This window comes from Escherichia sp. E1V33 (assembly GCF_004211955.1).
In the GTDB taxonomy this organism is placed as follows: Bacteria; Pseudomonadota; Gammaproteobacteria; order Enterobacterales; family Enterobacteriaceae; genus Escherichia.
This window is the reverse complement of record NZ_RHJI01000005.1, coordinates 218,790-243,504: the sequence shown is the minus strand read 5'-3', so window position 1 is coordinate 243,504 and position 24,715 is coordinate 218,790. Positions and strand designations below refer to the sequence as shown.

Annotated in this window: 16 protein-coding genes; 10 read left to right on the top strand and 6 right to left on the bottom strand. The window is 51.2% G+C overall.

Features of this window, described 5'->3' with window-relative positions:
- Positions 1-11: 11 nt before the first annotated feature.
- From cydC to trxB, 3 genes are all read right to left on the bottom strand, one after another.
- A complete protein-coding gene (gene cydC / locus D9742_RS05670; protein ID WP_130236262.1) occupies positions 12-1,733 on the bottom strand; it encodes a cysteine/glutathione ABC transporter ATP-binding protein/permease CydC in 1,722 nt (573 codons plus the stop codon).
- Positions 1,734-3,500 carry a cysteine/glutathione ABC transporter permease/ATP-binding protein CydD gene (gene cydD, locus D9742_RS05665; RefSeq protein ID WP_130236261.1) on the bottom strand — a complete coding sequence of 589 codons (1,767 nt, stop codon included), beginning with the start codon at positions 3,498-3,500 and terminating at the stop codon, positions 1,734-1,736.
- Between the two features lie 121 nt (positions 3,501-3,621).
- On the bottom strand, positions 3,622-4,587 hold the full coding sequence (gene trxB / locus D9742_RS05660) for a thioredoxin-disulfide reductase (protein WP_130205283.1): 966 nt from the start codon (positions 4,585-4,587) through the stop codon (positions 3,622-3,624).
- 555 nt (positions 4,588-5,142) lie between these two features.
- On the opposite strand from trxB, the gene lrp reads away from it, so the two are divergent.
- The 8 genes from lrp to dmsC all read left to right on the top strand — a co-directional run bounded on the left by lrp (position 5,143) and on the right by dmsC (position 17,519).
- On the top strand, positions 5,143-5,637 hold the full coding sequence (gene lrp, locus D9742_RS05655; protein WP_000228473.1) for a leucine-responsive transcriptional regulator Lrp: 495 nt from the start codon (positions 5,143-5,145) through the stop codon (positions 5,635-5,637).
- 134 nt (positions 5,638-5,771) lie between these two features.
- Complete coding sequence (ftsK, locus tag D9742_RS05650; protein ID WP_130236260.1) at positions 5,772-9,836, top strand: DNA translocase FtsK; 4,065 nt, start codon at positions 5,772-5,774, stop codon at positions 9,834-9,836.
- Positions 9,837-9,994: 158 nt separating this feature from the next.
- Positions 9,995-10,606 carry an outer membrane lipoprotein chaperone LolA gene (lolA, locus tag D9742_RS05645; RefSeq protein WP_130236310.1) on the top strand — a complete coding sequence of 204 codons (612 nt, stop codon included), beginning with the start codon at positions 9,995-9,997 and terminating at the stop codon, positions 10,604-10,606.
- A gap of 10 nt (positions 10,607-10,616) precedes the next feature.
- Positions 10,617-11,960, top strand: coding sequence for a replication-associated recombination protein RarA (gene rarA, locus D9742_RS05640; RefSeq protein ID WP_130236259.1), 1,344 nt, complete (start codon positions 10,617-10,619; stop codon positions 11,958-11,960).
- A gap of 90 nt (positions 11,961-12,050) precedes the next feature.
- A complete protein-coding gene (gene serS, locus D9742_RS05635) occupies positions 12,051-13,343 on the top strand; it encodes a serine--tRNA ligase (protein WP_000886683.1) in 1,293 nt (430 codons plus the stop codon).
- A gap of 238 nt (positions 13,344-13,581) precedes the next feature.
- Complete coding sequence (dmsA, locus tag D9742_RS05630; RefSeq protein WP_130236258.1) at positions 13,582-16,026, top strand: dimethylsulfoxide reductase subunit A; 2,445 nt, start codon at positions 13,582-13,584, stop codon at positions 16,024-16,026.
- A 10-nt stretch (positions 16,027-16,036) separates the two neighbouring features.
- The gene (gene dmsB / locus D9742_RS05625; protein WP_000213094.1) at positions 16,037-16,654 is read left to right on the top strand and encodes a dimethylsulfoxide reductase iron-sulfur subunit DmsB; all 618 of its coding nucleotides are present in this window, start codon (positions 16,037-16,039) and stop codon (positions 16,652-16,654) included.
- Position 16,655: 1 nt separating this feature from the next.
- Positions 16,656-17,519 (top strand): dimethyl sulfoxide reductase anchor subunit DmsC, encoded by an 864-nt coding sequence (gene dmsC, locus D9742_RS05620; protein ID WP_130236257.1) that lies wholly within the window; start codon positions 16,656-16,658, stop codon positions 17,517-17,519.
- A 35-nt stretch (positions 17,520-17,554) separates the two neighbouring features.
- Here dmsC and ycaC read toward each other — a convergent pair whose 3' ends face one another.
- Positions 17,555-18,181 carry an isochorismate family cysteine hydrolase YcaC gene (gene ycaC / locus D9742_RS05615; RefSeq protein ID WP_012133028.1) on the bottom strand — a complete coding sequence of 209 codons (627 nt, stop codon included), beginning with the start codon at positions 18,179-18,181 and terminating at the stop codon, positions 17,555-17,557.
- Between the two features lie 313 nt (positions 18,182-18,494).
- Here ycaC and D9742_RS05610 point away from each other — a divergent pair, with 313 nt between their 5' ends.
- On the top strand, positions 18,495-19,643 hold the full coding sequence (locus D9742_RS05610) for an MFS transporter (protein ID WP_130236256.1): 1,149 nt from the start codon (positions 18,495-18,497) through the stop codon (positions 19,641-19,643).
- Between the two features lie 208 nt (positions 19,644-19,851).
- Positions 19,852-21,282, top strand: a complete 1,431-nt coding sequence (locus tag D9742_RS05605) for an amino acid permease (protein ID WP_130236255.1) — start codon at positions 19,852-19,854, stop codon at positions 21,280-21,282.
- Between the two features lie 206 nt (positions 21,283-21,488).
- On the opposite strand, the gene pflA is transcribed toward D9742_RS05605, so the two are convergent.
- Together pflA and pflB are read right to left on the bottom strand one after the other, a co-directional pair.
- Complete coding sequence (pflA, locus tag D9742_RS05600; protein ID WP_000111043.1) at positions 21,489-22,229, bottom strand: pyruvate formate lyase 1-activating protein; 741 nt, start codon at positions 22,227-22,229, stop codon at positions 21,489-21,491.
- 191 nt (positions 22,230-22,420) lie between these two features.
- Positions 22,421-24,703 carry a formate C-acetyltransferase gene (gene pflB / locus D9742_RS05595; protein ID WP_001292820.1) on the bottom strand — a complete coding sequence of 761 codons (2,283 nt, stop codon included), beginning with the start codon at positions 24,701-24,703 and terminating at the stop codon, positions 22,421-22,423.
- Between the last annotated feature and the right edge of the window lie 12 nt (positions 24,704-24,715).

Here is a 24,715-nt window from a genome sequence, read left to right as displayed (position 1 = left end):
TCAATAATAGCTTACAAACCCTGCTTAAACTGGTAATAACGCCCCTGTCTGGCAAGCAGTTCTGCATGAGTACCTTGTTCAATAATTTGCCCGTTGTCCATCACTATTATTTGCTGAAAATGTGAAAGCCCACGCAGGCGATGTGTAACCATTAATACCGTTTTCTCACGCATCATTTCGGCCAGCAATTCGAGGATCTGACTTTCAGTCGTGGCGTCTAAGCCTTCGGTTGGTTCATCCAGTAATACCAACGGTGCATCGTGCAATAGCGCACGGGCGATAGCCAGACGACGCAGTTCGCCGCCGGAAAGCTGACGTCCACCTTCTCCCAACCAACTGTTGAGCCCTGTGTCTTCGAGAAGTTTCTCCAGACCAACGCGACGGAGAATTTCAGCTAGAGTGTCATCTGTAGCGCCAGGTGCGGCGAGTAACAGATTATCGCGCAGTGTGGCGCTAAACAGATGCACTCGCTGCGGCACAACGCTGATGGTCTGGCGCAATGTCGATTCATTCAGGTCAGCGATCGGGCTGCCGTTAAGCAAAATCTCACCCCGTTGCGGGTCCCATGCGCGGGTTAGCAGTTGTAACAGCGTTGATTTTCCGCATCCAGTTCGCCCGAGAATCGCAATATGTTCGCCGGCGTTTGCCTGAAGAGAAATCCCTTGAAGCGCTTGTTGGGATTGTTCCGGATAAGTGAACGCAACATCCCGTAACGTCAGTGAAACCTGCTCGGGAACAGCGGACTGAGTATCCGGGAAGGTCACTTCTGGTTTTTGGTCCGTTAAGTCAGTGATACGCACGGCAGAAGCAATAACTTGCCCCAGATGCTGAAATGCGCCTGTCACCGGAGTCAGGGCTTCGAATGCAGCCAATGCACAGAAGACAAACAGCGCAATTAACGCACCTGGCTGGCTATTACCGCCAACGCCGCCGGAGGCCATCCAGAGCATCAGAATCACCGCCAGAGCGCCAATCAACAGCATAATTGCCTGCGAGAGCGCAGTCAGTTCGGACTGACGACGCTGTGCTTCCAGCCACTGAATTTCGGTGTTCTCTAACTGCGTGCGATAACGATCGCTGGCACCAAAAATGGTCAGTTCAGCTTGCCCTTGTAGCCAGGCGGTTAACTGTTGGCGATACTGACCGCGAAGATGGGTAAGATTTTGCCCGGTGCTTTTACCCGCTCGGTAAAACAGCGGCGGCATCAGGAACAGTGTCAGCAACATAATCCCGCCCAGCGTGAAGGCGAGGGTGAAATCAAGAAAACTTAACCCGATAGTCACCACCACAATCACCACAAAAGCCCCTACCAGCGGTGAGATAACGCGCAGGTAAAGATGATCGAGCGTATCAACATCGGCGACGACGCGGTTGAGTAACTCGCCCTGGCGATAGCGGGCCAGCCCGGCAGGGGAGAGAGGCAACAGCTTGCTGAAGGTGTAAATGCGCAAATGCTGCAACACGCGGAAAGTCGCATCGTGACTCACCAGGCGTTCAAAATAACGCCCGGCGGTGCGGGTGATTGCCGCGCCACGTACCCCTGCGGCAGGCAGCATATAGTTAAAGCTGTACAGTCCTGCAACTCCCGCCACTGCCGAAGCGGAGAGGAACCAACCGGAAAGCGTTAACAAGCCGATACTGGCGAGCAGTGTGATAATTGCCAGCACAATACCAAGGCTTAACATCCACTTATGACGCTTATATAGAGCCAGATAAGGAAGCAACGCGCGCATCTAAATCTCCTCCTGACGGTGGGCCAGCAACGTGGCGAATGGACCGTTAGCCACGCTTAAATCAGCGTAACAACCTTGCTCGATAATTTGGCCGTCCTGCATCACCCAAATGACGTCCCAGTCAGCGAGATCTTCTAATTGGTGAGTGACCATCAGCGTTGTCTGGCGCAGCGAGGCAGCGTTTAGCACCTGCATCACACGCTGCTCGCTGTGAGCATCGAGGCTGGCTGCAGGTTCATCCAGTAATAACAGTGAGCAGGGATGAAGCAATGCACGCGCTACTGCTACACGTTGTGCCTGACCTACGGAAAGACGGGCTGCCTGGTCGCCCACGGGAGTATCGATACCTTGCGGCAGGAGTGGCAGAAACTCACTGACCCAGGCGTTATCCAGAGCTGTTTGTAACTCTTGCTCGCTGGCATCCGGCCGCGCCAGCAGCACATTGTCTCTTACTGTTGCCGCGGGTAATTGCGGATTCTGGCCAACCCAGGAGAGATGTTTTCGCCATGATTCCGGAGATAACTCCCGCAATTCAATGCCGTTGATCTGCAGCGAGCCCTGATAGGAGAGAAAACCGGAAAGCGCATTCAATAGTGAGCTTTTCCCGGATCCGCTTCGTCCCACCAGTACCGCACGTTTGCCTGCAGGTAGTGTAAAGTTCAGCGGGCCAGCCAGCGTTTTACCTTCAGGCGATGTGATGAACAGATCTTTGGCTTCAATGGTCACTGGTTCGGTAGACGTTAACTCAACTTCACCACGCTGTGGATGGGCGAGCGGCGTTTCCATAAATGTTTTCAGGCTGTCAGCCGCGCCAACTGCCTGGGCTTTGGCATGATAAAACGTGCCGAGATCACGTAAAGGCTGGAAAAACTCAGGGGCTAGGATCAACGCAAGGAAGCCCGCCGCCAACGTCACTCCCGTGCTGTAGTGACCGAAATCCAGCTCGCCCAGATAAGAGAAACCAAAGTATACCGCTACCAGGGCAATCGACAGCGAGGTAAAGAATTCAAGAATACCGGAGGATAAAAACGCCAGGCGTAACACTTCCATCGTCCGTTGGCGAAAATCTTCCGAAGCCGAACGGATACTTTCAATTTCAGCCTCGCCGCGACCAAAAATACGCAGGGTTTCCATGCCGCGCAGACGATCAAGAAAATGACCACTTAAGCGAGCAAGCGCGAGAAAGTTGCGTCGGTTAGCATCGGCAGCCCCCATCCCAACTAAAGCCATAAACAACGGAATTAACGGTGCAGTGCCGAGTAAAATAAGTGCCGCGGCCCAGTTAGAAGGGAAAATTGCGACGACAATCAGTAGTGGTACAGAGACTGCCAACGCCATTTGCGGTAGGTAGCGAGCGTAGTAATCATGCATATCGTCAATTTGCTCAAGCACCAGCGTCGCCCAACTCCCCGCAGGTTTGCCCTGAATCCAGGCTGGCCCCGCCTGCTGCAAACGGTCAAGAACCTGGCGGCGGATGGCAAACCGAATATGTTGCCCGGCGTGATAGCCCACCCGTTCGCGTAACCAGACCACCCATGCACGCAGCACAAAGGTCATCACCAGCAAGGTAAAGGGAAGCAGCAAGGCTTCTCGGGGAATGTTCTCCATGATCATATGTTGCAGAATTCGCGCCATAAACCAGGCTTGGGCAATTATTAATATGCCGCTCACAAAGCCCAGCAGACGAGAAATATTCAGCCAACGTTGGGAGATGACGCTTTGCTGTTTTAACCAGCGGGTTAACTCTTTTTGACGGGATTTATTCATTGCACGCTTAGCAGGTGAGTTATCAGAATTTTTGCAGGGCAATGTTACAACGGGGAAAAAATAAAGGCGACCCATAGTCGCATGGTGTCGCCTTTTTTACTTTTGTTGCTGATATGTAAAATTATTTTGCGTCGGCTAAACCGTCGAGATAGCGCTCGGCATCCAGCGCCGCCATACAGCCAGTACCGGCAGAGGTTATGGCCTGCCGATAAATGTGATCCATCACGTCACCTGCGGCAAAAACGCCCGGAATACTGGTCTGGGTGGCGTTGCCATGAATACCAGACTGCACTTTGATGTAGCCGTTTTCCAGTTCCAGTTGTCCTTCAAAAATAGCCGTGTTCGGACTGTGACCGATAGCAACAAACAGACCAGCAACATCGAGAGACTCGATATTATCGCTGTTTTGCGTATCGCGCAGACGAACGCCAGTGACGCCCATCTGATCGCCGATCACTTCTTCCAGCGTACGGTTGGTGTGCAGAATAATGTTACCGTTCTCCACTTTGTCCATAAGACGCTTAATGAGGATTTTTTCCGCACGGAAACCATCGCGACGGTGGATCAAATGTACTTCGGAAGCGATGTTAGACAGATACAGCGCCTCTTCAACCGCAGTATTACCGCCGCCGATGACCGCCACTTTTTGGTTACGATAGAAGAATCCATCGCAAGTCGCACAGGCTGAGACACCACGACCTTTAAATGCCTCTTCAGAGGGCAGGCCGAGATAGCGTGCAGAAGCCCCGGTGGCAATAATCAGCGCATCGCAGGTATATTCGCCGTTATCGCCAGTCAGACGGAACGGACGATTCTGCAAATCCACTTTATTAATGTGGTCAAAAATAATTTCAGTTTCAAACTTGGTAGCATGCTCATGCATGCGTTCCATGAGCAACGGGCCGGTCAGATCGTTTGGATCGCCAGGCCAGTTTTCTACTTCAGTGGTCGTCGTCAGTTGGCCGCCTTTTTCCATGCCGGTAATCAGCACCGGTTGCAGGTTGGCGCGTGCCGCGTAGACAGCAGCGGTATATCCTGCCGGGCCTGAGCCCAGGATAAGCAGTTTACTGTGTTTGGTCGTGCCCATGAGATCCCCATAGTTGTTGGCAGACAATGGGCAGGATTGTAGGGAATTTACAGACGTAAAAAAAGAGTATGACGATTTTGTTAACGATTTGTGCAATCGTCAAAAGCGATAAACATGTCAAATTCTCCTGTCATTCTCCCGTCATTATCACGCCTGCTACTTAATTTTTCCGGTTTATAAGCCGATTAAATGATGATTAAACGTCACTGTTAATGAATAACTGGCATGTTGTACTAAAAAACGATGTTTTGCTTTGACAATCACCTGGTGTTTTGCGAAAACATTCGAGGAAGAAAAAAACAGTATTGTTATGTGCGCATAATCATGCATGTAAATACCATGTTTACCGTGCTAGTGAAATCTACGCATGGCGTGGACAGACGCCATTCGTGATGTCGATAGCTGCCTCAAGGCAACGGTCTTCTCACCGTAGACCCAGGCATTGCGAGCCGTGAATCTTAATGATTTCGGTCTATCGTGACAGGTAGCGACTCTGAACAGTGATGTCTTCAGGGTCAGACAGGAGTAGGGAAGGAATACAGAGAGACAATAATAATGGTAGATAGCAAGAAGCGCCCTGGCAAAGATCTCGACCGTATCGATCGTAACATTCTTAATGAGTTGCAAAAGGATGGGCGTATTTCTAACGTCGAGCTTTCTAAACGTGTGGGACTTTCCCCAACGCCGTGCCTTGAGCGTGTGCGTCGGCTGGAAAGACAAGGGTTTATTCAGGGCTATACGGCGCTGTTGAACCCGCATTATCTGGATGCATCACTTCTGGTATTCGTTGAGATTACTCTGAATCGTGGCGCTCCGGATGTGTTTGAACAATTCAATACTGCTGTGCAAAAACTTGAAGAAATTCAGGAGTGTCATTTAGTATCCGGTGATTTCGACTACCTGTTGAAAACACGCGTGCCGGATATGTCAGCCTATCGTAAACTGCTAGGGGAAACCCTACTGCGTCTGCCAGGCGTCAATGACACACGGACATACGTTGTTATGGAAGAAGTCAAGCAGAGTAATCGTCTGGTTATTAAGACGCGCTAACACGGAACAGGTGCAAAATAAGCGTATTTTGATTACACTCCTGTTAATCCATACAGCAACAGTACTGGGGTAACCTGGTGCTGTTGTCCGTTTTAGCATCGGGCAGGAAACGCCTGTAACCTGGAGAGCCTTTCTTGAGCCAGGAATACACTGAAGACAAAGAAGTCACATTGACAAAGTTAAGCAGCGGGCGCCGACTTTTGGAGGCGTTGCTGATCCTTATTGTCCTGTTTGCCGTCTGGTTGATGGCAGCCTTATTAAGCTTTAACCCTTCGGACCCCAGCTGGTCGCAAACGGCCTGGCATGAGCCTATCCATAATTTAGGCGGGACGCCTGGCGCGTGGCTGGCAGATACGCTGTTCTTCATTTTTGGCGTGATGGCTTACACCATCCCGGTCATTATTGTTGGCGGCTGTTGGTTTGCCTGGCGTCATCAGTCCAGCGATGAGTACGTTGACTATTTCGCCGTTTCGCTACGAATTATTGGCGTGCTGGCGCTTATCCTTACGTCCTGCGGCCTTGCGGCAATCAACGCGGACGACATCTGGTATTTTGCCTCCGGTGGTGTAATCGGTAGTTTATTAAGCACAACGCTGCAACCGCTGTTGCACAGCAGTGGCGGGACCATTGCGCTACTCTGTGTTTGGGCGGCTGGCCTGACGCTGTTTACCGGCTGGTCCTGGGTGACCATTGCCGAAAAACTGGGGGGCTGGATTTTAAACATCCTCACTTTCGCCAGTAACCGCACTCGTCGCGATGATACCTGGGTTGATGAAGAAGAGTATGAAGACGACGAAGAGTATGAAGACGAGAAGAGCGGCAAACAGCATGAATCGCGCCGCGCTCGTATTCTTCGTGGCGCGTTAGCGCGTCGTAAACGTCTGGCGGAAAAATTCATCAATCCGATGGGGCGACAAACAGACGCTGCATTGTTCTCCGGTAAGCGGATGGATGATGAAGACGACGTTACCTACACTGCGCGCGGCGTAGCCGCTGATCCTGATGATGTCCTCTTTTCGGGCAACCGTGCAACGCAGCCAGAATATGACGAATACGATCCATTATTAAACGGCGCACCAATTACCGGGCCTGTTGCTGCGGCAGCTGCTGCTACCACGGCGACGCAAAGCTGGGCTGCTCCGGTTGAACCTGTTACTCAGACGCCGCCTGTTGCGCCTGTTGATGTTCCACCTGCTCAACCTGCTGTGGCCTGGCAGCCTGTGTCAGGGCCGCAAACGGGCGAACCGGTCATTGCCCCATCGCCGGAAGGTTATCCGCAACAACCTGTGCAGTCACAGCAGCCATATTATGCGCCTGCTGCGGAGCAACCTGTTCAACAACCTTATTATGCGCCAGTGCCTGAACAGCCAGTAGCTGAAAACGCATGGCAAGCCGAAGGGGCGCAATCCACTTTTGCGGCGCAGTCTACATACCAACCTGAGCAAACCTACCAGCAGCAAGCCGTTCAGGAGACGTTGCGTCAACAGCCGCAACCGCTTGAGCAGCCTCCTGTTGTGGAGCCTGAACCGGTTGTTGAAGAAACAAAACCTGCGCGTCCGCCGCTTTACTATTTTGAAGAAGTTGAAGAGAAGCGTGCGCGCGAACGTGAGCAGCTCGCCGCCTGGTATCAGCCTATTCCTGAACCAGTTAAAGAACCTGAGCCTGTTAGACCTGTTCAGTCAGCTAAATCTGTTCAGTCATCGCCGACTACTGCCGCAGTCCCTCCGGTAGAAGCCGTGGCTGCTGTTTCGCCGCTGGCATCGGGCGTGAAGAAAGCGACACTGGCGACGGGAGCCGCCGCAACGGTTGCAGCACCTGTTTTTAGCCTGGCAAATAGCGGTGGACCTCGACCACAAGTGAAAGAGGGCATAGGCCCGCAGTTACCACGACCAAAGCGTATTCGTGTTCCGACTCGTCGTGAACTGGCATCGTATGGCATTAAACTACCTTCACAACGAGCCGCCGAAGAGAAAGCTCGCGAAGCGCAGCGCAATCAATACGATTCTGGCGATCAGTATAACGATGATGAAATCGATGCGATGCAGCAAGATGAGTTGGCACGTCAGTTCGCCCAGGCACAGCAGCAACGCTATGGCGAAGAGTATCAGCATGATGCGCCAGCTAATCCTGAAGATGAAGATGCAGCGACAGAGGCTGAACTGGCTCGTCAGTTTGCCCAAACCCAACAGCAACGTTATTCCGGTGAACAACCTGCGGGGGCAAATCCATTCTCGCTGGATGATTTTGAATTTTCACCAATGAAAGCGTTAGTGGATGATGGCCCACACGAGCCGCTGTTTACGCCCATAGTTGAGTCGCAGCCGTCGCAGCAGCCGGTAGCGCCGCAGCCGCAATATCAGCCGCCACAGCAGCAGGTAGCGCCACAGCCGCAATATCAGCCGTCGCAGCAGCCGGTAGCGCCACAGCCGCAATATCAGCCGCCACAGCAGCAGGTAGCGCCGCAGCCGCAGTATCAGCCGCCGCAGCAACCGGTAGCGCCGCAGCCGCAATATCAGCCGCAGCAGCCAGTAGCGCCACAGCCGCAATATCAGCCGTCGCAGCAGCCGGTAGCGCCACAGCCGCAATATCAGCCGTCGCAGCATCCGGTAGCGCCGCAGCCGCAATATCAGCCGCCACAGCAGCCGGTAGCGCCGCAGGATACTCTGCTTCATCCGTTGCTAATGCGCAACGGTGATAGCCGTCCGTTGCATAAACCAACGACGCCACTACCCTCGCTGGATTTGCTGACACCACCGCCAAGCGAAGTTGAGCCAGTAGATACCTTTGCACTTGAGCAAATGGCGCGTCTGGTAGAAGCACGGCTGGCCGATTTCCGCATTAAAGCTGATGTGGTCAATTATTCACCAGGGCCTGTAATCACCCGTTTTGAGTTGAACCTGGCGCCGGGCGTAAAAGCCGCACGTATTTCTAACCTGTCACGCGACCTTGCCCGTTCATTGTCGACCGTGGCGGTGCGTGTGGTTGAAGTCATTCCAGGCAAACCTTACGTAGGTCTGGAGTTGCCGAACAAAAAACGACAAACCGTTTATCTGCGTGAAGTGCTGGATAACGCGAAGTTCCGCGATAACCCATCGCCGCTGACGATTGTTTTGGGTAAAGATATTGCAGGCGATCCGGTCGTAGCCGATCTGGCTAAAATGCCTCATTTGCTGGTTGCGGGGACCACTGGTTCTGGTAAGTCGGTGGGTGTAAACGCCATGATCCTGAGCATGCTCTATAAAGCGCAGCCGGAAGATGTTCGTTTCATTATGATCGACCCGAAAATGCTGGAGCTTTCGGTTTATGAAGGCATCCCGCATCTGCTAACAGAAGTCGTTACCGACATGAAAGATGCGGCTAACGCTTTGCGCTGGTGCGTAAATGAAATGGAGCGTCGTTATAAGCTGATGTCGGCCTTGGGTGTGCGTAATCTGGCTGGGTATAACGAAAAAATTGCTGAAGCGGACCGAATGATGCGTCCGATTCCGGACCCGTACTGGAAGCCAGGTGACAGTATGGATGCCCAGCATCCAGTGCTGAAAAAAGAGCCGTACATTGTGGTGCTGGTGGATGAATTTGCCGACCTGATGATGACGGTAGGTAAAAAAGTGGAAGAGTTGATTGCGCGTCTGGCGCAAAAAGCCCGTGCTGCAGGTATTCACCTCGTGCTGGCAACGCAGCGCCCTTCAGTGGATGTTATTACGGGGTTGATTAAAGCGAACATTCCGACCCGTATCGCCTTTACCGTATCCAGTAAGATTGACTCTCGCACCATTCTTGATCAGGCTGGCGCGGAATCACTGCTGGGTATGGGGGATATGCTCTACTCCGGACCGAACTCAACCATGCCGGTACGTGTTCATGGTGCTTTTGTTCGCGATCAGGAAGTCCATGCTGTGGTGCAGGACTGGAAAGCGCGTGGTCGCCCACAGTATGTTGATGGCATCACCTCCGACAGTGAAAGCGAAGGTGGCGCGGGCGGTTACGATGGCGCTGAAGAACTGGATCCGCTGTTCGATCAGGCCGTGGCGTTTGTCACTGAAAAACGCAAAGCGTCGATTTCCGGCGTTCAGCGTCAGTTCCGCATTGGTTATAACCGTGCGGCGCGTATCGTTGAACAGATGGAAGCGCAGGGGATCGTTAGCGAACAGGGCCACAACGGTAATCGTGAAGTTCTGGCACCGCCGCCGTTTGACTAATAAGTGCATCGTAGGCCGGATAAGACGCAATAGCGTTGCATCCGGCACTTTATCAACTGAAAATTCAGTATTTTCTTCTTTCCTCAAGCTGATTATTAGCCTGGAATAGAGAGTAGAGGGAACTCCCGATCGGGAGTGACGTAATTTGAGGAACAATGATGAAAAAAATTGCCATCACCTGTGCATTACTCTCAAGCTTAGTAGCAAGCAGCGTTTGGGCTGATGCCGCAAGCGATCTGAAAAGCCGCCTGGATAAAGTCAGCAGCTTCCATGCCAGCTTCACCCAAAAAGTAACTGACGGCAGCGGTGCTGCGGTACAGGAAGGCCAAGGTGATTTGTGGGTCAAACGCCCTAATTTGTTCAACTGGCATATGACCCAACCTGATGAAAGCATTCTGGTTTCCGACGGTAAAACACTGTGGTTCTATAACCCGTTCGTTGAGCAAGCTACGGCGACCTGGCTTAAAGATGCCACCGGGAATACGCCATTTATGCTGATCGCTCGTAACCAGTCCAGCGACTGGCAGCAGTACAACATCAAACAGAACGGTGATGATTTTGTCCTGACCCCTAAAACCAGCAATGGCAACCTGAAGCAGTTCACTATTAACGTGGGCCGTGATGGCACCATCCATCAGTTCAGCGCGGTGGAACAGGACGATCAACGCAGCAGTTATCAGCTGAAATCCCAGCAAAATGGGGCTGTGGATGCAGCGAAATTTACCTTCACCCCGCCGCAAGGCGTAACGGTAGATGATCAACGTAAGTAGAGGCACTTGAGTGAGCAATCTGTCGCTCGATTTTTCGGATAATACTTTTCAACCTCTGGCCGCACGTATGCGGCCAGAAAATTTAGCACAGTATATCGGCCAGCAACATTTGCTGGCCGCGGGGAAGCCGTTGCCGCGCGCTATCGAAGCCGGACATCTGCATTCCATGATCCTCTGGGGGCCGCCGGGTACCGGTAAAACGACCCTCGCGGAAGTGATCGCCCGTTATGCAAATGCTGATGTGGAACGTATTTCTGCTGTTACCTCTGGTGTGAAAGAAATTCGCGAAGCGATAGAGCGCGCGCGGCAAAATCGCAATGCCGGTCGCCGTACCATTCTGTTTGTCGATGAAGTGCATCGCTTTAATAAAAGCCAGCAGGATGCGTTTCTGCCGCACATTGAAGATGGCACCATCACGTTTATTGGTGCAACAACCGAAAACCCGTCATTTGAGCTTAACTCAGCTTTGCTTTCGCGTGCTCGTGTCTATTTGCTCAAGTCCCTGACCACCGAGGATATTGAACGGGTACTGACTCAGGCGATGGAAGATAAAACCCGCGGTTATGGCGGGCAGGATATTGTTTTACCAGACGCGACGCGACGAGCTATTGCTGAACTGGTGAATGGCGACGCGCGGCGGGCGTTAAATACGCTGGAAATGATGGCGGATATGGCCGAAGTTGATCACAGCGGCAAACGTGTCCTGAAGCCTGAATTACTCACCGAAATTGCTGGTGAGCGTAGCGCCCGTTTCGATAACAAAGGTGATCGCTTTTACGATCTGATTTCAGCGGTGCATAAATCAGTGCGCGGTAGCGCACCCGATGCAGCACTGTACTGGTATGCGCGGATTATTACTGCGGGCGGTGATCCTTTATATGTCGCACGTCGCTGCCTGGCGATTGCTTCAGAAGATATTGGCAATGCCGATCCGCGGGCGATGCAGGTGGCGATTGCTGCCTGGGATTGCTTTACCCGCGTAGGTCCGGCAGAAGGTGAACGGGCCATTGCCCAGGCGATTGTTTATCTCGCTTGCGCGCCAAAAAGTAACGCTGTCTACACCGCATTTAAAGCCGCGTTAGCTGATGCCCGTGAACGTCCGGATTATGACGTGCCGGTACACCTGCGTAATGCACCAACCAAACTGATGAAGGAAATGGGCTACGGGCAGGAATATCGTTACGCCCACGATGAAACAAACGCTTATGCTGCCGGTGAGGTTTACTTCCCGCCGGAAATAGCACAAACGCGCTATTATTTCCCGACAAACAGAGGCCTTGAAGGCAAAATTGGCGAAAAGCTCGCCTGGCTGGCTGAACAGGATCAAAATAGCCCCATAAAACGCTACCGTTAATGTTATCGTTGCGGTAATGTTGTTACCGTATCCCTGTGGTCGCAGGCTGTGGCCACATCTCCCATTTAATTCGATAAGCACAGGATAAGCATGCTCGATCCCAATCTGCTGCGTAATGAGCCAGACGCAGTCGCTGAAAAACTGGCACGCCGGGGCTTTAAGCTGGATGTAGATAAGCTGGGCGCTCTTGAAGAGCGTCGTAAAGTATTGCAGGTTAAAACGGAAAACCTGCAAGCAGAGCGTAACTCTCGATCGAAATCCATCGGCCAGGCGAAAGCGCGCGGGGAAGATATCGAGCCTTTACGTCTGGAAGTGAACAAACTGGGCGAAGAGCTGGATGCAGCAAAAGCCGAGCTGGATGCTTTACAGGCTGAAATTCGCGATATCGCGCTGACAATCCCTAACCTGCCTGCAGATGAAGTGCCGGTTGGTAAAGATGAAAATGACAACGTTGAAGTTAGCCGCTGGGGTACCCCGCGTGAATTTGACTTCGAAGTTCGTGACCACGTGACGCTGGGTGAAATGCACTCCGGCCTCGACTTTGCGGCAGCGGTTAAGCTGACAGGTTCGCGCTTTGTGGTGATGAAAGGGCAGATCGCTCGCATGCACCGCGCACTGTCGCAGTTTATGCTGGACCTGCACACCGAGCAGCATGGCTATAGTGAAAACTATGTTCCGTACCTGGTTAACCAGGATACGCTGTACGGTACGGGTCAGTTGCCGAAGTTTGCTGGCGATCTGTTCCATACTCGTCCGCTGGAAGAAGAAGCTGATACCAGTAACTACGCGCTGATCCCAACTGCAGAAGTTCCGCTGACCAACCTGGTACGCGGTGAAATCATCGATGAAGATGATCTGCCGATCAAAATGACCGCTCATACCCCATGCTTCCGTTCTGAAGCCGGTTCTTATGGTCGTGATACCCGTGGTCTGATTCGTATGCACCAGTTCGACAAAGTTGAAATGGTTCAGATCGTGCGTCCGGAAGATTCAATGGCGGCACTTGAAGAGATGACTGGTCATGCGGAAAAAGTCCTGCAACTGCTGGGGCTGCCGTACCGCAAAATCATCCTTTGCACTGGCGACATGGGTTTTGGCGCTTGCAAAACTTACGACCTGGAGGTATGGATCCCGGCACAGAACACCTACCGCGAGATCTCTTCCTGCTCCAACGTCTGGGATTTCCAGGCTCGTCGTATGCAGGCACGTTGCCGCAGTAAGTCTGACAAGAAAACCCGTCTGGTTCATACCCTGAACGGTTCTGGTCTGGCTGTTGGTCGTACGCTGGTTGCGGTAATGGAAAACTATCAGCAGGCTGATGGTCGTATTGAAGTACCAGAAGTTCTGCGCCCGTATATGAACGGACTGGAATATATCGGCTAATATCCAACTATTCTGAATCTAAAAAGCGCCTGCGGGCGCTTTTTTTATCTCCCTTTGATACCAAACAATAATTACAGCTGACTTAAGCGCAATACTACTTTCGAGTTAAAATCTACCTATCCCGTTGATTTTCAAATTATTCGATGTATACAAACCTATATAGCGCACCGCTATGAAAATAATTACACAAGACGGTTTGTTACTGGAATCAATCGTAAGCAAGCTTGAGTGAGCCATTATGAAAACGAAAATTCCTGATGCGGTATTGGCTGCTGAGGTGAGTCGCCGTGGTTTGGTAAAAACGACAGCGATCGGCGGCCTGGCGATGGCCAGCAGCGCGTTAACATTACCCTTTAGCCGGATTGCGCACGCTGCTAATAGCGTCGCTCCGGCAAATTCAGACGAAAAGGTGATATGGAGCGCTTGTACAGTTAACTGTGGTAGCCGCTGTCCGCTGCGTATGCATGTAGTGGACGGTGAAATCAAATATGTCGAAACGGATAATACCGGGGATGACAATTACGACGGACTGCACCAGGTGCGCGCATGCCTGCGTGGGCGTTCTATGCGTCGCCGCGTTTACAATCCCGACCGCCTGAAATATCCGATGAAACGAGTCGGTGCTCGTGGCGAAGGCAAATTCGAGCGTATTAGCTGGGAAGAAGCCTACGATATCATCGCCACGAATATGCAGCGCCTGATTAAAGAGTACGGCAACGAATCCATCTATCTGAACTATGGTACCGGTACGCTGGGCGGCACCATGACCCGTTCCTGGCCGCCGGGAAATACCCTGGTAGCGCGTTTGATGAACTGCTGCGGCGGTTATCTGAACCATTATGGTGACTACTCCTCCGCACAAATAGCCGAAGGTCTGAACTATACCTATGGCGGCTGGGCCGATGGCAACAGCCCGTCAGATATTGAAAACAGCAAACTGGTGGTGCTGTTTGGTAACAACCCTGGCGAGACGCGTATGAGCGGCGGCGGGGTGACCTATTACCTGGAGCAGGCGCGGCAAAAATCAAATGCACGTATGATCATTATCGATCCGCGCTATACCGATACAGGCGCTGGACGCGAAGATGAATGGATCCCGATTCGTCCGGGAACAGATGCTGCTTTGGTTAACGGTCTGGCGTATGTCATGATCACCGAAAACCTGGTTGATCAGGAATTCCTCGACAAATATTGTGTCGGCTACGACGAAAAAACGTTGCCTGCCAGCGCGCCGAAAAATGGTCACTACAAAGCGTATATTCTGGGGGACGGGCCAGACGGTGTAGCCAAAACTCCGGAATGGGCCTCGCAAATTACCGGTATCCCGGCAGATAAAATCATTAAACTTGCTCGTGAAATCGGTAGCACCAAACCGGCATTTATCAGCCAGGGGTGGGGGCCGCAGCGCCATGCCAACGGTGAAATCGCCACGCGTGCCATTTCGATGCTGGCAATCCTCACCGGGAACGTCGGTATTAACGGCGGTAACAGCGGTGCGCGAGAAGGTTCATACAGCTTACCGTTTGTGCGAATGCCTACCCTGGAAAACCCGATTCAGACCAGTATTTCCATGTTTATGTGGACCGATGCCATTGAACGTGGCCCGGAAATGACGGCGCTGCGCGACGGTGTGCGCGGGAAAGATAAGCTGGATGTTCCAATCAAGATGATCTGGAACTATGCCGGTAACTGCCTGATTAATCAGCATTCGGAAATCAACCGTACTCATGAAATCCTCCAGGATGATAAGAAGTGCGAATTGATTGTGGTTATCGATTGCCACATGACCTCATCGGCGAAATATGCTGACATCCTGCTGCCGGACTGCACTGCCTCCGAACAGATGGACTTTGCGCTGGATGCTTCCTGCGGGAATATGTCTTACGTTATCTTCAACGACCAGGTGATTAAACCGCGCTTTGAATGTAAGACCATCTATGAGATGACCAGTGAGCTGGCAAAACGTCTTGGCGTTGAGCAACAGTTTACAGAAGGTCGAACCCAGGAAGAGTGGATGCGTCATCTGTATGCTCAGTCGCGCGAAGCGATTCCGGAACTGCCAACCTTTGAAGAGTTCCGCAAACAAGGGATCTTTAAAAAGCGCGATCCGCAAGGGCATCACGTTGCTTACAAAGCCTTCCGTGAAGATCCGCAGGCTAATCCATTGACCACGCCATCGGGCAAAATTGAGATCTATTCACAGGCGCTGGCTGACATTGCCGCCACCTGGGAATTGCCGGAGGGCGATGTGATCGATCCGCTGCCGATCTACACACCAGGCTTTGAAAGTTATCAGGATCCGCTGAACAAACAGTATCCGCTGCAGCTTACGGGTTTCCATTACAAATCCCGCGTTCACTCCACTTACGGCAACGTAGACGTGCTGAAAGCGGCCTGCCGTCAGGAAATGTGGATCAATCCACTCGATGCGCAAAAACGCGGTATCAGCAACGGCGATAAGGTGCGGATCTTTAACGATCGTGGTGAAGTCCATATTGAGGCGAAAGTGACGCCACGAATGATGCCGGGCGTGGTCGCATTGGGCGAAGGTGCCTGGTATGACCCGGATGCGAAACGTGTCGATAAGGGCGGTTGTATTAACGTACTGACCACTCAACGTCCGTCTCCTCTTGCCAAGGGGAATCCATCACATACGAACCTTGTTCAGGTTGAAAAGGTGTAAGGAGTAACCGATGACAACCCAGTATGGATTTTTTATTGATTCCAGCCGTTGCACCGGTTGCAAAACCTGCGAGCTGGCCTGTAAAGACTACAAAGATTTGACGCCGGAAGTTAGTTTCCGCCGCATTTATGAATATGCTGGCGGAGACTGGCAGGAAGATAACGGCGTCTGGCATCAGAACGTATTTGCCTACTATTTGTCGATTTCATGCAACCACTGTGAAGATCCGGCTTGTACCAAAGTCTGCCCAAGCGGTGCGATGCATAAACGTGAAGATGGTTTTGTCGTTGTCGATGAAGATGTGTGTATTGGCTGTCGTTACTGCCATATGGCCTGCCCGTATGGCGCCCCACAGTACAACGCAACCAAAGGTCATATGACCAAATGTGATGGTTGCTATGACCGCGTCGCGGAAGGTAAAAAACCGATCTGCGTCGAGTCTTGTCCGCTACGGGCGCTGGATTTCGGCCCTATCGACGAGCTGCGTAAAAAACACGGCGATCTGGCGGCTGTTGCGCCGTTGCCGCGTGCGCACTTCACCAAACCGAATATTGTGATCAAACCTAACGCCAATAGCCGCCCAACCGGGGATACCACTGGCTATCTGGCAAACCCGAAGGAGGTGTGAGATGGGAAGTGGATGGCATGAATGGCCGCTGATGATCTTCACGGTCTTTGGGCAATGTGTGGCGGGCGGTTTTATCGTTCTGGCTTTGGCGCTGCTCAAAGCTGACCTGCGAGCAGAAGCCCAGCAGCGCGTTATCGCCTGCATGTTTGGCTTATGGGTTCTGATGGGTATTGGGTTTATCGCCTCTATGCTCCATCTTGGCTCACCAATGCGCGCCTTTAACTCGCTTAACCGGGTGGGGGCTTCAGCATTGAGTAACGAAATCGCCAGCGGTTCGATCTTTTTTGCCGTAGGCGGAATCGGTTGGTTGTTGGCGATGCTGAAAAAATTGTCACCGGCATTACGTACACTTTGGCTGGTGGTGACAATGGTTCTCGGCGTGGTCTTTGTCTGGATGATGGTGCGCGTCTATAACAGCATCGATACCGTACCGACCTGGTACAGCATCTGGACGCCGATGGGCTTCTTCCTGACCATGTTTATGGGCGGCCCGTTACTGGGTTACCTGTTGCTGAGTCTGGCTGGCGTCGACGGATGGGCGATGCGTCTGCTGCCTGCAATTTCCGTGTTGGCACTGGTGGTGAGTGGCGTGATGTCAGTAATGCAGGGCGCAGAACTGGCGACCATTCATAGTTCAGTGCAACAGGCTGCCTCACTGGTGCCTGACTATGGTGCTCTGATGTCCTGGCGGATTGTGCTTGTGGCCGTGGCACTGTGCTTGTGGATTGCACCGCAGGTGAAAGGCTTTCAGCCTGCGGTGCCTCTGCTTTCCGTATCATTCATCCTGCTTCTCGCAGGGGAGTTAATCGGCCGCGGGGTATTCTACGGTTTGCATATGACCGTTGGCATGGCCGTTGCCAGTTAAGGTGTAATAACCGGGGTTTCGGCCCCGGTTATCTTTTATTTCTGTTTCGTTAACGTGTCATAACTGGTCATCAAATTACGATAATCAGGAATGTGGTTAGAGAACAACGTCGCCAGTCCCTCAATATCGTTACGCCAGTCGCGGTGCAGCTCACAAGCCACACCGAACCATGTCATCAATTGAGCGCCTGCTTGTGACATACGATCCCACGCTGAATGCCGGGTAATCTCGTTAAAGGTTCCAGAAGCGTCGGTTACCACAAAGACATCAAACCCTTCCTCAATAGCTGAAAGTGCCGGGAATGCTACGCAAACCTCAGTTACCACCCCTGCAATAATCAGTTGTTTTTTCCCTGTCGCTTTAACTGCTTTGACAAAATCTTCGTTATCCCAGGCGTTAATATTTCCAGGACGCGCAATATAAGGTGCGTCTGGAAACTGTGCTTTCAGCTCAGGGACTAATGGGCCGTTAGGGCCGGTTTCAAAACTGGTGGTGAGAATGGTGGGGAGATTGAAATATTTTGCTAAGTCACCCAGCGCCAGCACGTTATTTTTGAATTTGTCGGGGTCAATATCCCGCACAAGGGAAAGCAAACCGGCCTGGTGATCAACTAACAAAACAGCAGCATCATTTTTATCGAGACGAACATACGGTTTGGTCATTCTCTTCTCCTTTTGAGACTCTGTAGCACGCCTGAAAGTGTTCAGGCGCGATGCGTTGCCTTGAAAGCGTAGATGGGAAATCCAGATTTGCTATGACCATGAAAAATTTCGACTGAAATAAACACATGAAGATTGTATTAGATCAATAAAAACAAGCAGATGATATTAATTATTTCTTCTTTATTAGTGTTATGAATGAATAATATAAATCGATAATAGAGCCGCTGCGCTATGATGCATTTTCCCCCATTGACAATGTTTTGGTTGGTGGCATGATGCGCATGAAATTTGAAATTCCTCACGGTTTTAATTCATGTCCACGTATACCCGGCCTGTCATGCTCTTGCTGTCTGGCCTGCTTTTGTTGACTTTGGCGATCGCGGTGCTGAATACGCTCGTGCCTCTATGGCTCGCTCAGGAACACTTGCCCACATGGCAAGTCGGCGTTGTTAGCTCGTCATATTTTACTGGTAACCTGGTTGGTACCTTGCTAACAGGGTATGTCATTAAACGATTTGGGTTTAATCGTAGCTACTACCTGGCTTCGTTTATTTTTGCTGCTGGATGTGCCGGGCTTGGCCTTATGATTGGCTTCTGGAGCTGGCTTGCCTGGCGTTTCGTGGCAGGCGTTGGTTGCGCCATGATTTGGGTTGTGGTTGAAAGCGCGCTGATGTGCAGTGGGACGTCCCGCAACCGTGGACGGCTGCTTGCTGCGTATATGATGGTTTATTACGTGGGGACGTTTTTAGGCCAGTTACTGGTCAGCAAAGTGTCGACTGAGCTGATGACCGTGTTACCGTGGGCAACGGGGCTGATACTGGCAGGTATCTTACCGTTGTTGTTTACTCGTATTCTGAATCAGCAAACGGAAAAACATCCGGCTACGCCGATTACATCAATGCTTAAACTCCGCCAGGCCCGGCTTGGGGTCAATGGCTGTATTATCTCCGGGATTGTCCTTGGTTCTCTGTATGGTCTGATGCCATTGTATCTTAACCATCAGGGGATCAATAACGCCAGTATCGGTTTCTGGATGGCTGTACTGGTCAGCGCAGGAATCCTTGGGCAGTGGCCTATTGGGCGTCTGGCGGATAAATTTGGTCGCTTACTGGTACTGCGAGTTCAGGTTTTTGTTGTCATTCTTGGTAGTATTGCAATGTTAAGCCAGGCGGCGATGGCGCCTTCATTGTTTATTCTCGGTGCTGCGGGGTTTACGCTGTATCCAGTAGCGATGGCCTGGGCTTGTGAGAAGGTTGAACATCATCAACTAGTGGCGATGAATCAGGCTTTACTGTTGAGTTATACGGTCGGTAGCCTGCTTGGTCCGTCTTTTACCGCCATACTAATGCAGAATTTTTCCGATAAACTGTTATTTATTATGATTGCCAGTGTGTCATTTATCTACTTGTTGATGCTGCTGCGTAACGCCGGTCATACCCCCAAACCTGTCGCTCATGTGTAAATGAATTAGTCCAGAGTGTGAACATGCTGTATCGCACTCTGTTTTTTTGTTTCCTCTATATAACTTGCTTTTACCAAATTTCATTTATGGAAAAATAAATTGTGCAGCAGGTTATAATTTTGCATTGCGCCATTTTCGTACTTCTTGTTAGCCGCGCATAATCCCTCGTTTTACAGATATCTATTAAAAAATGACGAAGGATCGATCTATGGCTGGGAACGTTCAGGAAAAACAGTTGCGCTGGTACAACATTGCACTGATGTCTTTTATTACCGTCTGGGGCTTTGGCAACGTTGTTAATAACTATGCCAACCAGGGGTTGGTCGTTGTTTTTTCATGGCTGTTTATATTTGCGCTCTATTTTACACCATATGCGTTGATTGTCGGTCAGTTGGGGTCGACCTTTAAAGATGGGAAAGGCGGAGTCAGTACATGGATTAAACATACAATGGGCCCCGGACTGGCTTATCTCGCCGCGTGGACCTATTGGGTGGTGCATATACCCTATCTGGCACAAAAACCACAGGCTATTCTGATTGCGCTCGGCTGGGCGATGAAAGGCGACGGTTCGTTAATCAAAGAATATTCAGTCGTAGCGTTACAGGGGTTAACGCTGGTGCTGTTTGTCTTCTTTATGTGGGTTGCTTCACGCGGTATGAAATCGCTGAAAATCGTCGGTTCTGTGGCCGGGATTGCGATGTTTATCATGTCGCTCCTGTATGTGGCGATGGCAGTAACCGCGCCTGCGATTACTGAGGTGCATATTGCGACCACGAACATTACCTGGGAAACGTTCATTCCCCATATCGATTTTACCTACATTACCACTATTTCAATGCTGGTTTTCGCGGTTGGCGGTGCAGAGAAAATTTCTCCCTACGTTAATCAAACGCGCAACCCAGGAAAAGAATTTCCAAAAGGGATGCTATGCCTGGCGGTGATGGTTGCGATTTGTGCCATTCTGGGCTCACTCGCAATGGGGATGATGTTTGACTCGCGTAATATCCCGGATGACTTAATGACTAACGGTCAGTATTACGCTTTTCAGAAGCTGGGCGAGTATTACAACATGGGTAATACCCTAATGGTGATTTACGCCATTGCAAATACCCTGGGACAAGTCGCCGCCCTGGTGTTCTCCATCGATGCTCCTTTGAAAGTGTTATTAGGTGATGCGGATAGTAAATATATTCCTGCCAAACTGTGTCGTACCAATGATTCAGGTACACCGGTTAATGGTTATCTGCTGACCCTGGTTCTGGTGGCGATTCTGATTATGCTGCCAACGCTGGGTATTGGTGATATGAATAATCTCTACAAATGGCTGCTCAATCTGAACTCAGTCGTGATGCCACTGCGTTATTTGTGGGTGTTCGTGGCATTTATTGCAGTAGTTCGCCTGGCGCAGAAATATAAGCCGGAATATGTCTTTATTCGTAATAAGTCTCTGGCGATGACTGTTGGGATTTGGTGTTTTGCCTTTACTGCTTTTGCCTGTTTGACTGGGATCTTCCCGAAAATGGAAGCCTTCACTGCAGAGTGGACCTTCCAGTTAGCGCTGAATATAGCCACGCCATTTGTGCTGGTGGGGCTGGGGTTGATATTTCCGCTGTTGGCACGTAAAGCGAATACGAACTAATCATTGTGGTTAGTTCTGCAGACTCGTACAGAGCTGGCCTGTTTTTACATAATCGAGAAAAGCCCGCAGGCCGTGTATTGGTGGTTTGGGTAATAGGTTGATGCACTATAAGATGCGTTAAAACGATGTGCTGAATTAACTCATGCAGAATGAAGCGCGGAATAACAAAGCGGCAACTTTATTGAGTTGCCGCTTAACGGGGGAAATCAGAACATCACCTTATGGCCATACTGCTCAAGAATACCTTTCACGCGCTCCATCGTCTCTTTCTTCGGCGGTTTGACACCATCGAGTTTGTACTCTTCACCCATTGCCACCCATTTGTGTTTGCCCAGCTCGTGGTAGGGGAGAAGCTCGATCTTCTCAACATTGCCCATATCGCGGGTAAATTCACCCAGACGATGAGCAGAATCATCATCGTCAGACCAGCCAGGTACAACGACATAACGGATCCAGACTTTAACATTTTTGTTCGCCAGATATTTAGCGAACTCCAGCGTACGATGGTTGGAAACGCCGACCAGATTCTGGTGGATCTCGTCGTTCATCTGTTTGAGATCGAGCATTACCAGATCGGTTACTTCCAGCAATTCATCAATTACAGGATCGTAACGACGAACAAAACCGTTGGTATCGAGACAAGTATGAATGCCTTCTTTTTTGCAGGCGCGGAACCAGTCGCGAACGAACTCGGCTTGCAGGATAGCCTCGCCGCCCGATGCGGTAACGCCACCGCCGGAAGCGTTCATAAAGTGGCGATAGGTCACCACCTCTTTCATTAAATCTTCAACGGTAACTTCTTTGCCGCCATGCGTGTCCCAGGTGTCGCGGTTATGGCAATACAGGCAGCGCATCAGGCAGCCCTGGAAAAAGGTGATAAAGCGAATACCCGGGCCGTCTACGGTTCCACAGGATTCAAAGGAGTGAATGCGACCAATAACTGACATTGCGGTGTTTCTCCAGATGTGGCCCATCTGAGGCCGTGTTGGTGCGCAGCTCGAAGGCTACGTCGAGTCTGTTTTGGCAGTTACCTTAAAGTATAGATAGCTGACAAAAAAGGCTCTCTTGCTAAAAAAGGCCCCACTTTCGTGGAGCCTTTATTGTACGCTTTTTACTGTACGATTTCAGTCAAATCTAATTACATAGATTGAGTGAAGGTACGAGTAATAACGTCCTGCTGCTGTTCTTTAGTCAGCGAGTTGAAACGTACTGCGTAGCCAGATACACGGATGGTCAGCTGCGGATATTTTTCCGGGTTTTCCATCGCGTCGAGCAGCATTTCACGGTTCATCACGTTAACGTTCAGGTGCTGACCACCTTCGATGGACGCTTCGTGGTGGAAGTAACCATCCATCAGACCTGCCAGGTTGGTCTTACGAACTTCGTCGTCTTTACCCAGTGCGTTCGGAACGATAGAGAAGGTGTAGGAGATACCATCTTTAGCGTAAGCAAACGGCAGTTTAGCAACGGAAGTCAGAGACGCTACTGCACCTTTCTGGTCACGACCGTGCATCGGGTTAGCACCCGGTCCGAACGGCGCGCCAGCACGACGACCGTCTGGGGTGTTACCGGTTTTCTTACCATACACAACGTTAGAAGTGATGGTCAGAACAGACTGAGTCGGGATAGCGTCACGGTAGGTGTGCAGTTTCTGAATTTTCTTCATGAAACGTTCTACCAGGTCAACAGCCAGGTCATCTACACGCGGATCGTTGTTACCAAACTGCGGGTATTCGCCTTCGATTTCGAAGTCGATAGCCAGACCGTCTTCGTCACGAATCGGTTTAACTTTCGCATATTTGATAGCAGACAGGGAGTCAGCAGCAACGGACAGACCAGCGATACCACACGCCATGGTGCGGATAACGTCACGGTCGTGCAGCGCCATCAGAGAGGCTTCGTAGCTGTACTTGTCGTGCATGTAGTGGATGATGTTCAGTGCAGTGATGTACTGTTTAGCCAGCCAGTCCATGAAGTGATCCATGCGCTCCATCACTTCATCGTAGTTCAGGAGATCGCCTTTGATCGGTTCAGACTTCGGACCAACCTGCATTTTCAGTTTTTCATCAACGCCGCCGTTGATTGCGTACAGCATGGTTTTAGCCAGGTTTGCACGCGCACCGAAGAACTGCATTTGTTTACCAACGATCATCGGGCTTACGCAGCAAGCGATAGCGTAGTCATCGTTGTTGAAGTCCGGACGCATCAGGTCATCGTTCTCATACTGCAGAGAAGAGGTGTCGATGGACACTTTAGCGGCGAATTTCTTGAAGTTCAGCGGCAGTTTTTCAGACCACAGAATGGTCATGTTCGGTTCCGGAGACGGCCCCATGGTGTACAGGGTGTTCAGGAAACGGAAGCTGTTTTTGGTAACCAGGGTACGACCGTCGAGGCCCATACCACCGATAGATTCGGTTGCCCAGATCGGGTCGCCAGAGAACAGTTCATCGTACTCAGGAGTACGCAGGAAGCGAACCATACGCAGTTTCATGACCAGGTGGTCAACCATTTCCTGCGCTTCTTGTTCGGTGATCTTGCCAGCTTTCAGGTCACGTTCGATGTATACGTCCAGGAAGGTGGAGGTACGACCGAAGGACATTGCAGCACCGTTCTGAGACTTAACAGCAGCCAGGTAGCCGAAGTAAGTCCACTGGATAGCTTCCTGAGCGTTGGTAGCCGGACCAGAGATGTCGTAGCCGTATTTAGCAGCCATTTCTTTCATCTGACCCAGAGCGCGGTGCTGTTCAGCGATTTCTTCGCGCAGACGGATAGTCTGTTCCAGGTTTACGCCGTTTTCCAGATCAGCCTGCAGAGAGGTGAACTGTGCAAGTTTGTCTTTCATCAGGTAGTCGATACCGTACAGCGCAACGCGACGGTAGTCACCGATGATACGACCACGGCCATATGCATCTGGCAGACCGGTCAGAACACCAGATTTACGGCAACGCAGGATGTCCGGAGTGTAAACGTCGAACACGCCCTGGTTGTGAGTTTTACGGTATTCAGTGAAGATTTTTTTGATCATCGGATCCAGTTCGCGGTTGTACGCTTTGCAGGAACCTTCGATCATTTTGATACCACCGAACGGGATAAGAGCACGTTTCAGCGGAGCTTCAGTCTGCAGACCAACGATTTTCTCAAGCTGCTTGTTGATGTAGCCAGCGTCATGAGAGGTGATGGTGGAAGCAACAGCGGTGTCAAAGTCAACTGGCGCGTGAGTGCGGTTTTCCAGTTTAACGCCTTCCATTACTTTGTCCCACAGGGTGGTGGTCGCTTCAGTAGCGCCAGCCAGGAAGGACTCGTCACCCTCGTACGGAGTGTAGTTTTTCTGAATGAAGTCACGGACGTTTACTTCATTCTGCCAGTCACCTTTGGTAAAACCTTCCCAGGCTGTGGCTAACTTTTCATTAAGCTCGGACATGTAACACCTACC

Coding starts and splice junctions, on each gene's coding strand:
- D9742_RS05605 (WP_130236255.1), top strand. CDS start 19,852: ATGGCTGGGAACGTTCAGGAAAAACAGTTGCGCTGGTACAACATTGCA.
- ycaC (WP_012133028.1), bottom strand. CDS start 18,181: ATGACCAAACCGTATGTTCGTCTCGATAAAAATGATGCTGCTGTTTTG.
- lolA (WP_130236310.1), top strand. CDS start 9,995: ATGAAAAAAATTGCCATCACCTGTGCATTACTCTCAAGCTTAGTAGCA.
- lrp (WP_000228473.1), top strand. CDS start 5,143: ATGGTAGATAGCAAGAAGCGCCCTGGCAAAGATCTCGACCGTATCGAT.
- dmsB (WP_000213094.1), top strand. CDS start 16,037: ATGACAACCCAGTATGGATTTTTTATTGATTCCAGCCGTTGCACCGGT.
- pflB (WP_001292820.1), bottom strand. CDS start 24,703: ATGTCCGAGCTTAATGAAAAGTTAGCCACAGCCTGGGAAGGTTTTACC.
- pflA (WP_000111043.1), bottom strand. CDS start 22,229: ATGTCAGTTATTGGTCGCATTCACTCCTTTGAATCCTGTGGAACCGTA.
- dmsA (WP_130236258.1), top strand. CDS start 13,582: ATGAAAACGAAAATTCCTGATGCGGTATTGGCTGCTGAGGTGAGTCGC.
- cydD (WP_130236261.1), bottom strand. CDS start 3,500: ATGAATAAATCCCGTCAAAAAGAGTTAACCCGCTGGTTAAAACAGCAA.
- trxB (WP_130205283.1), bottom strand. CDS start 4,587: ATGGGCACGACCAAACACAGTAAACTGCTTATCCTGGGCTCAGGCCCG.
- dmsC (WP_130236257.1), top strand. CDS start 16,656: ATGGGAAGTGGATGGCATGAATGGCCGCTGATGATCTTCACGGTCTTT.
- cydC (WP_130236262.1), bottom strand. CDS start 1,733: ATGCGCGCGTTGCTTCCTTATCTGGCTCTATATAAGCGTCATAAGTGG.
- D9742_RS05610 (WP_130236256.1), top strand. CDS start 18,495: ATGTCCACGTATACCCGGCCTGTCATGCTCTTGCTGTCTGGCCTGCTT.
- serS (WP_000886683.1), top strand. CDS start 12,051: ATGCTCGATCCCAATCTGCTGCGTAATGAGCCAGACGCAGTCGCTGAA.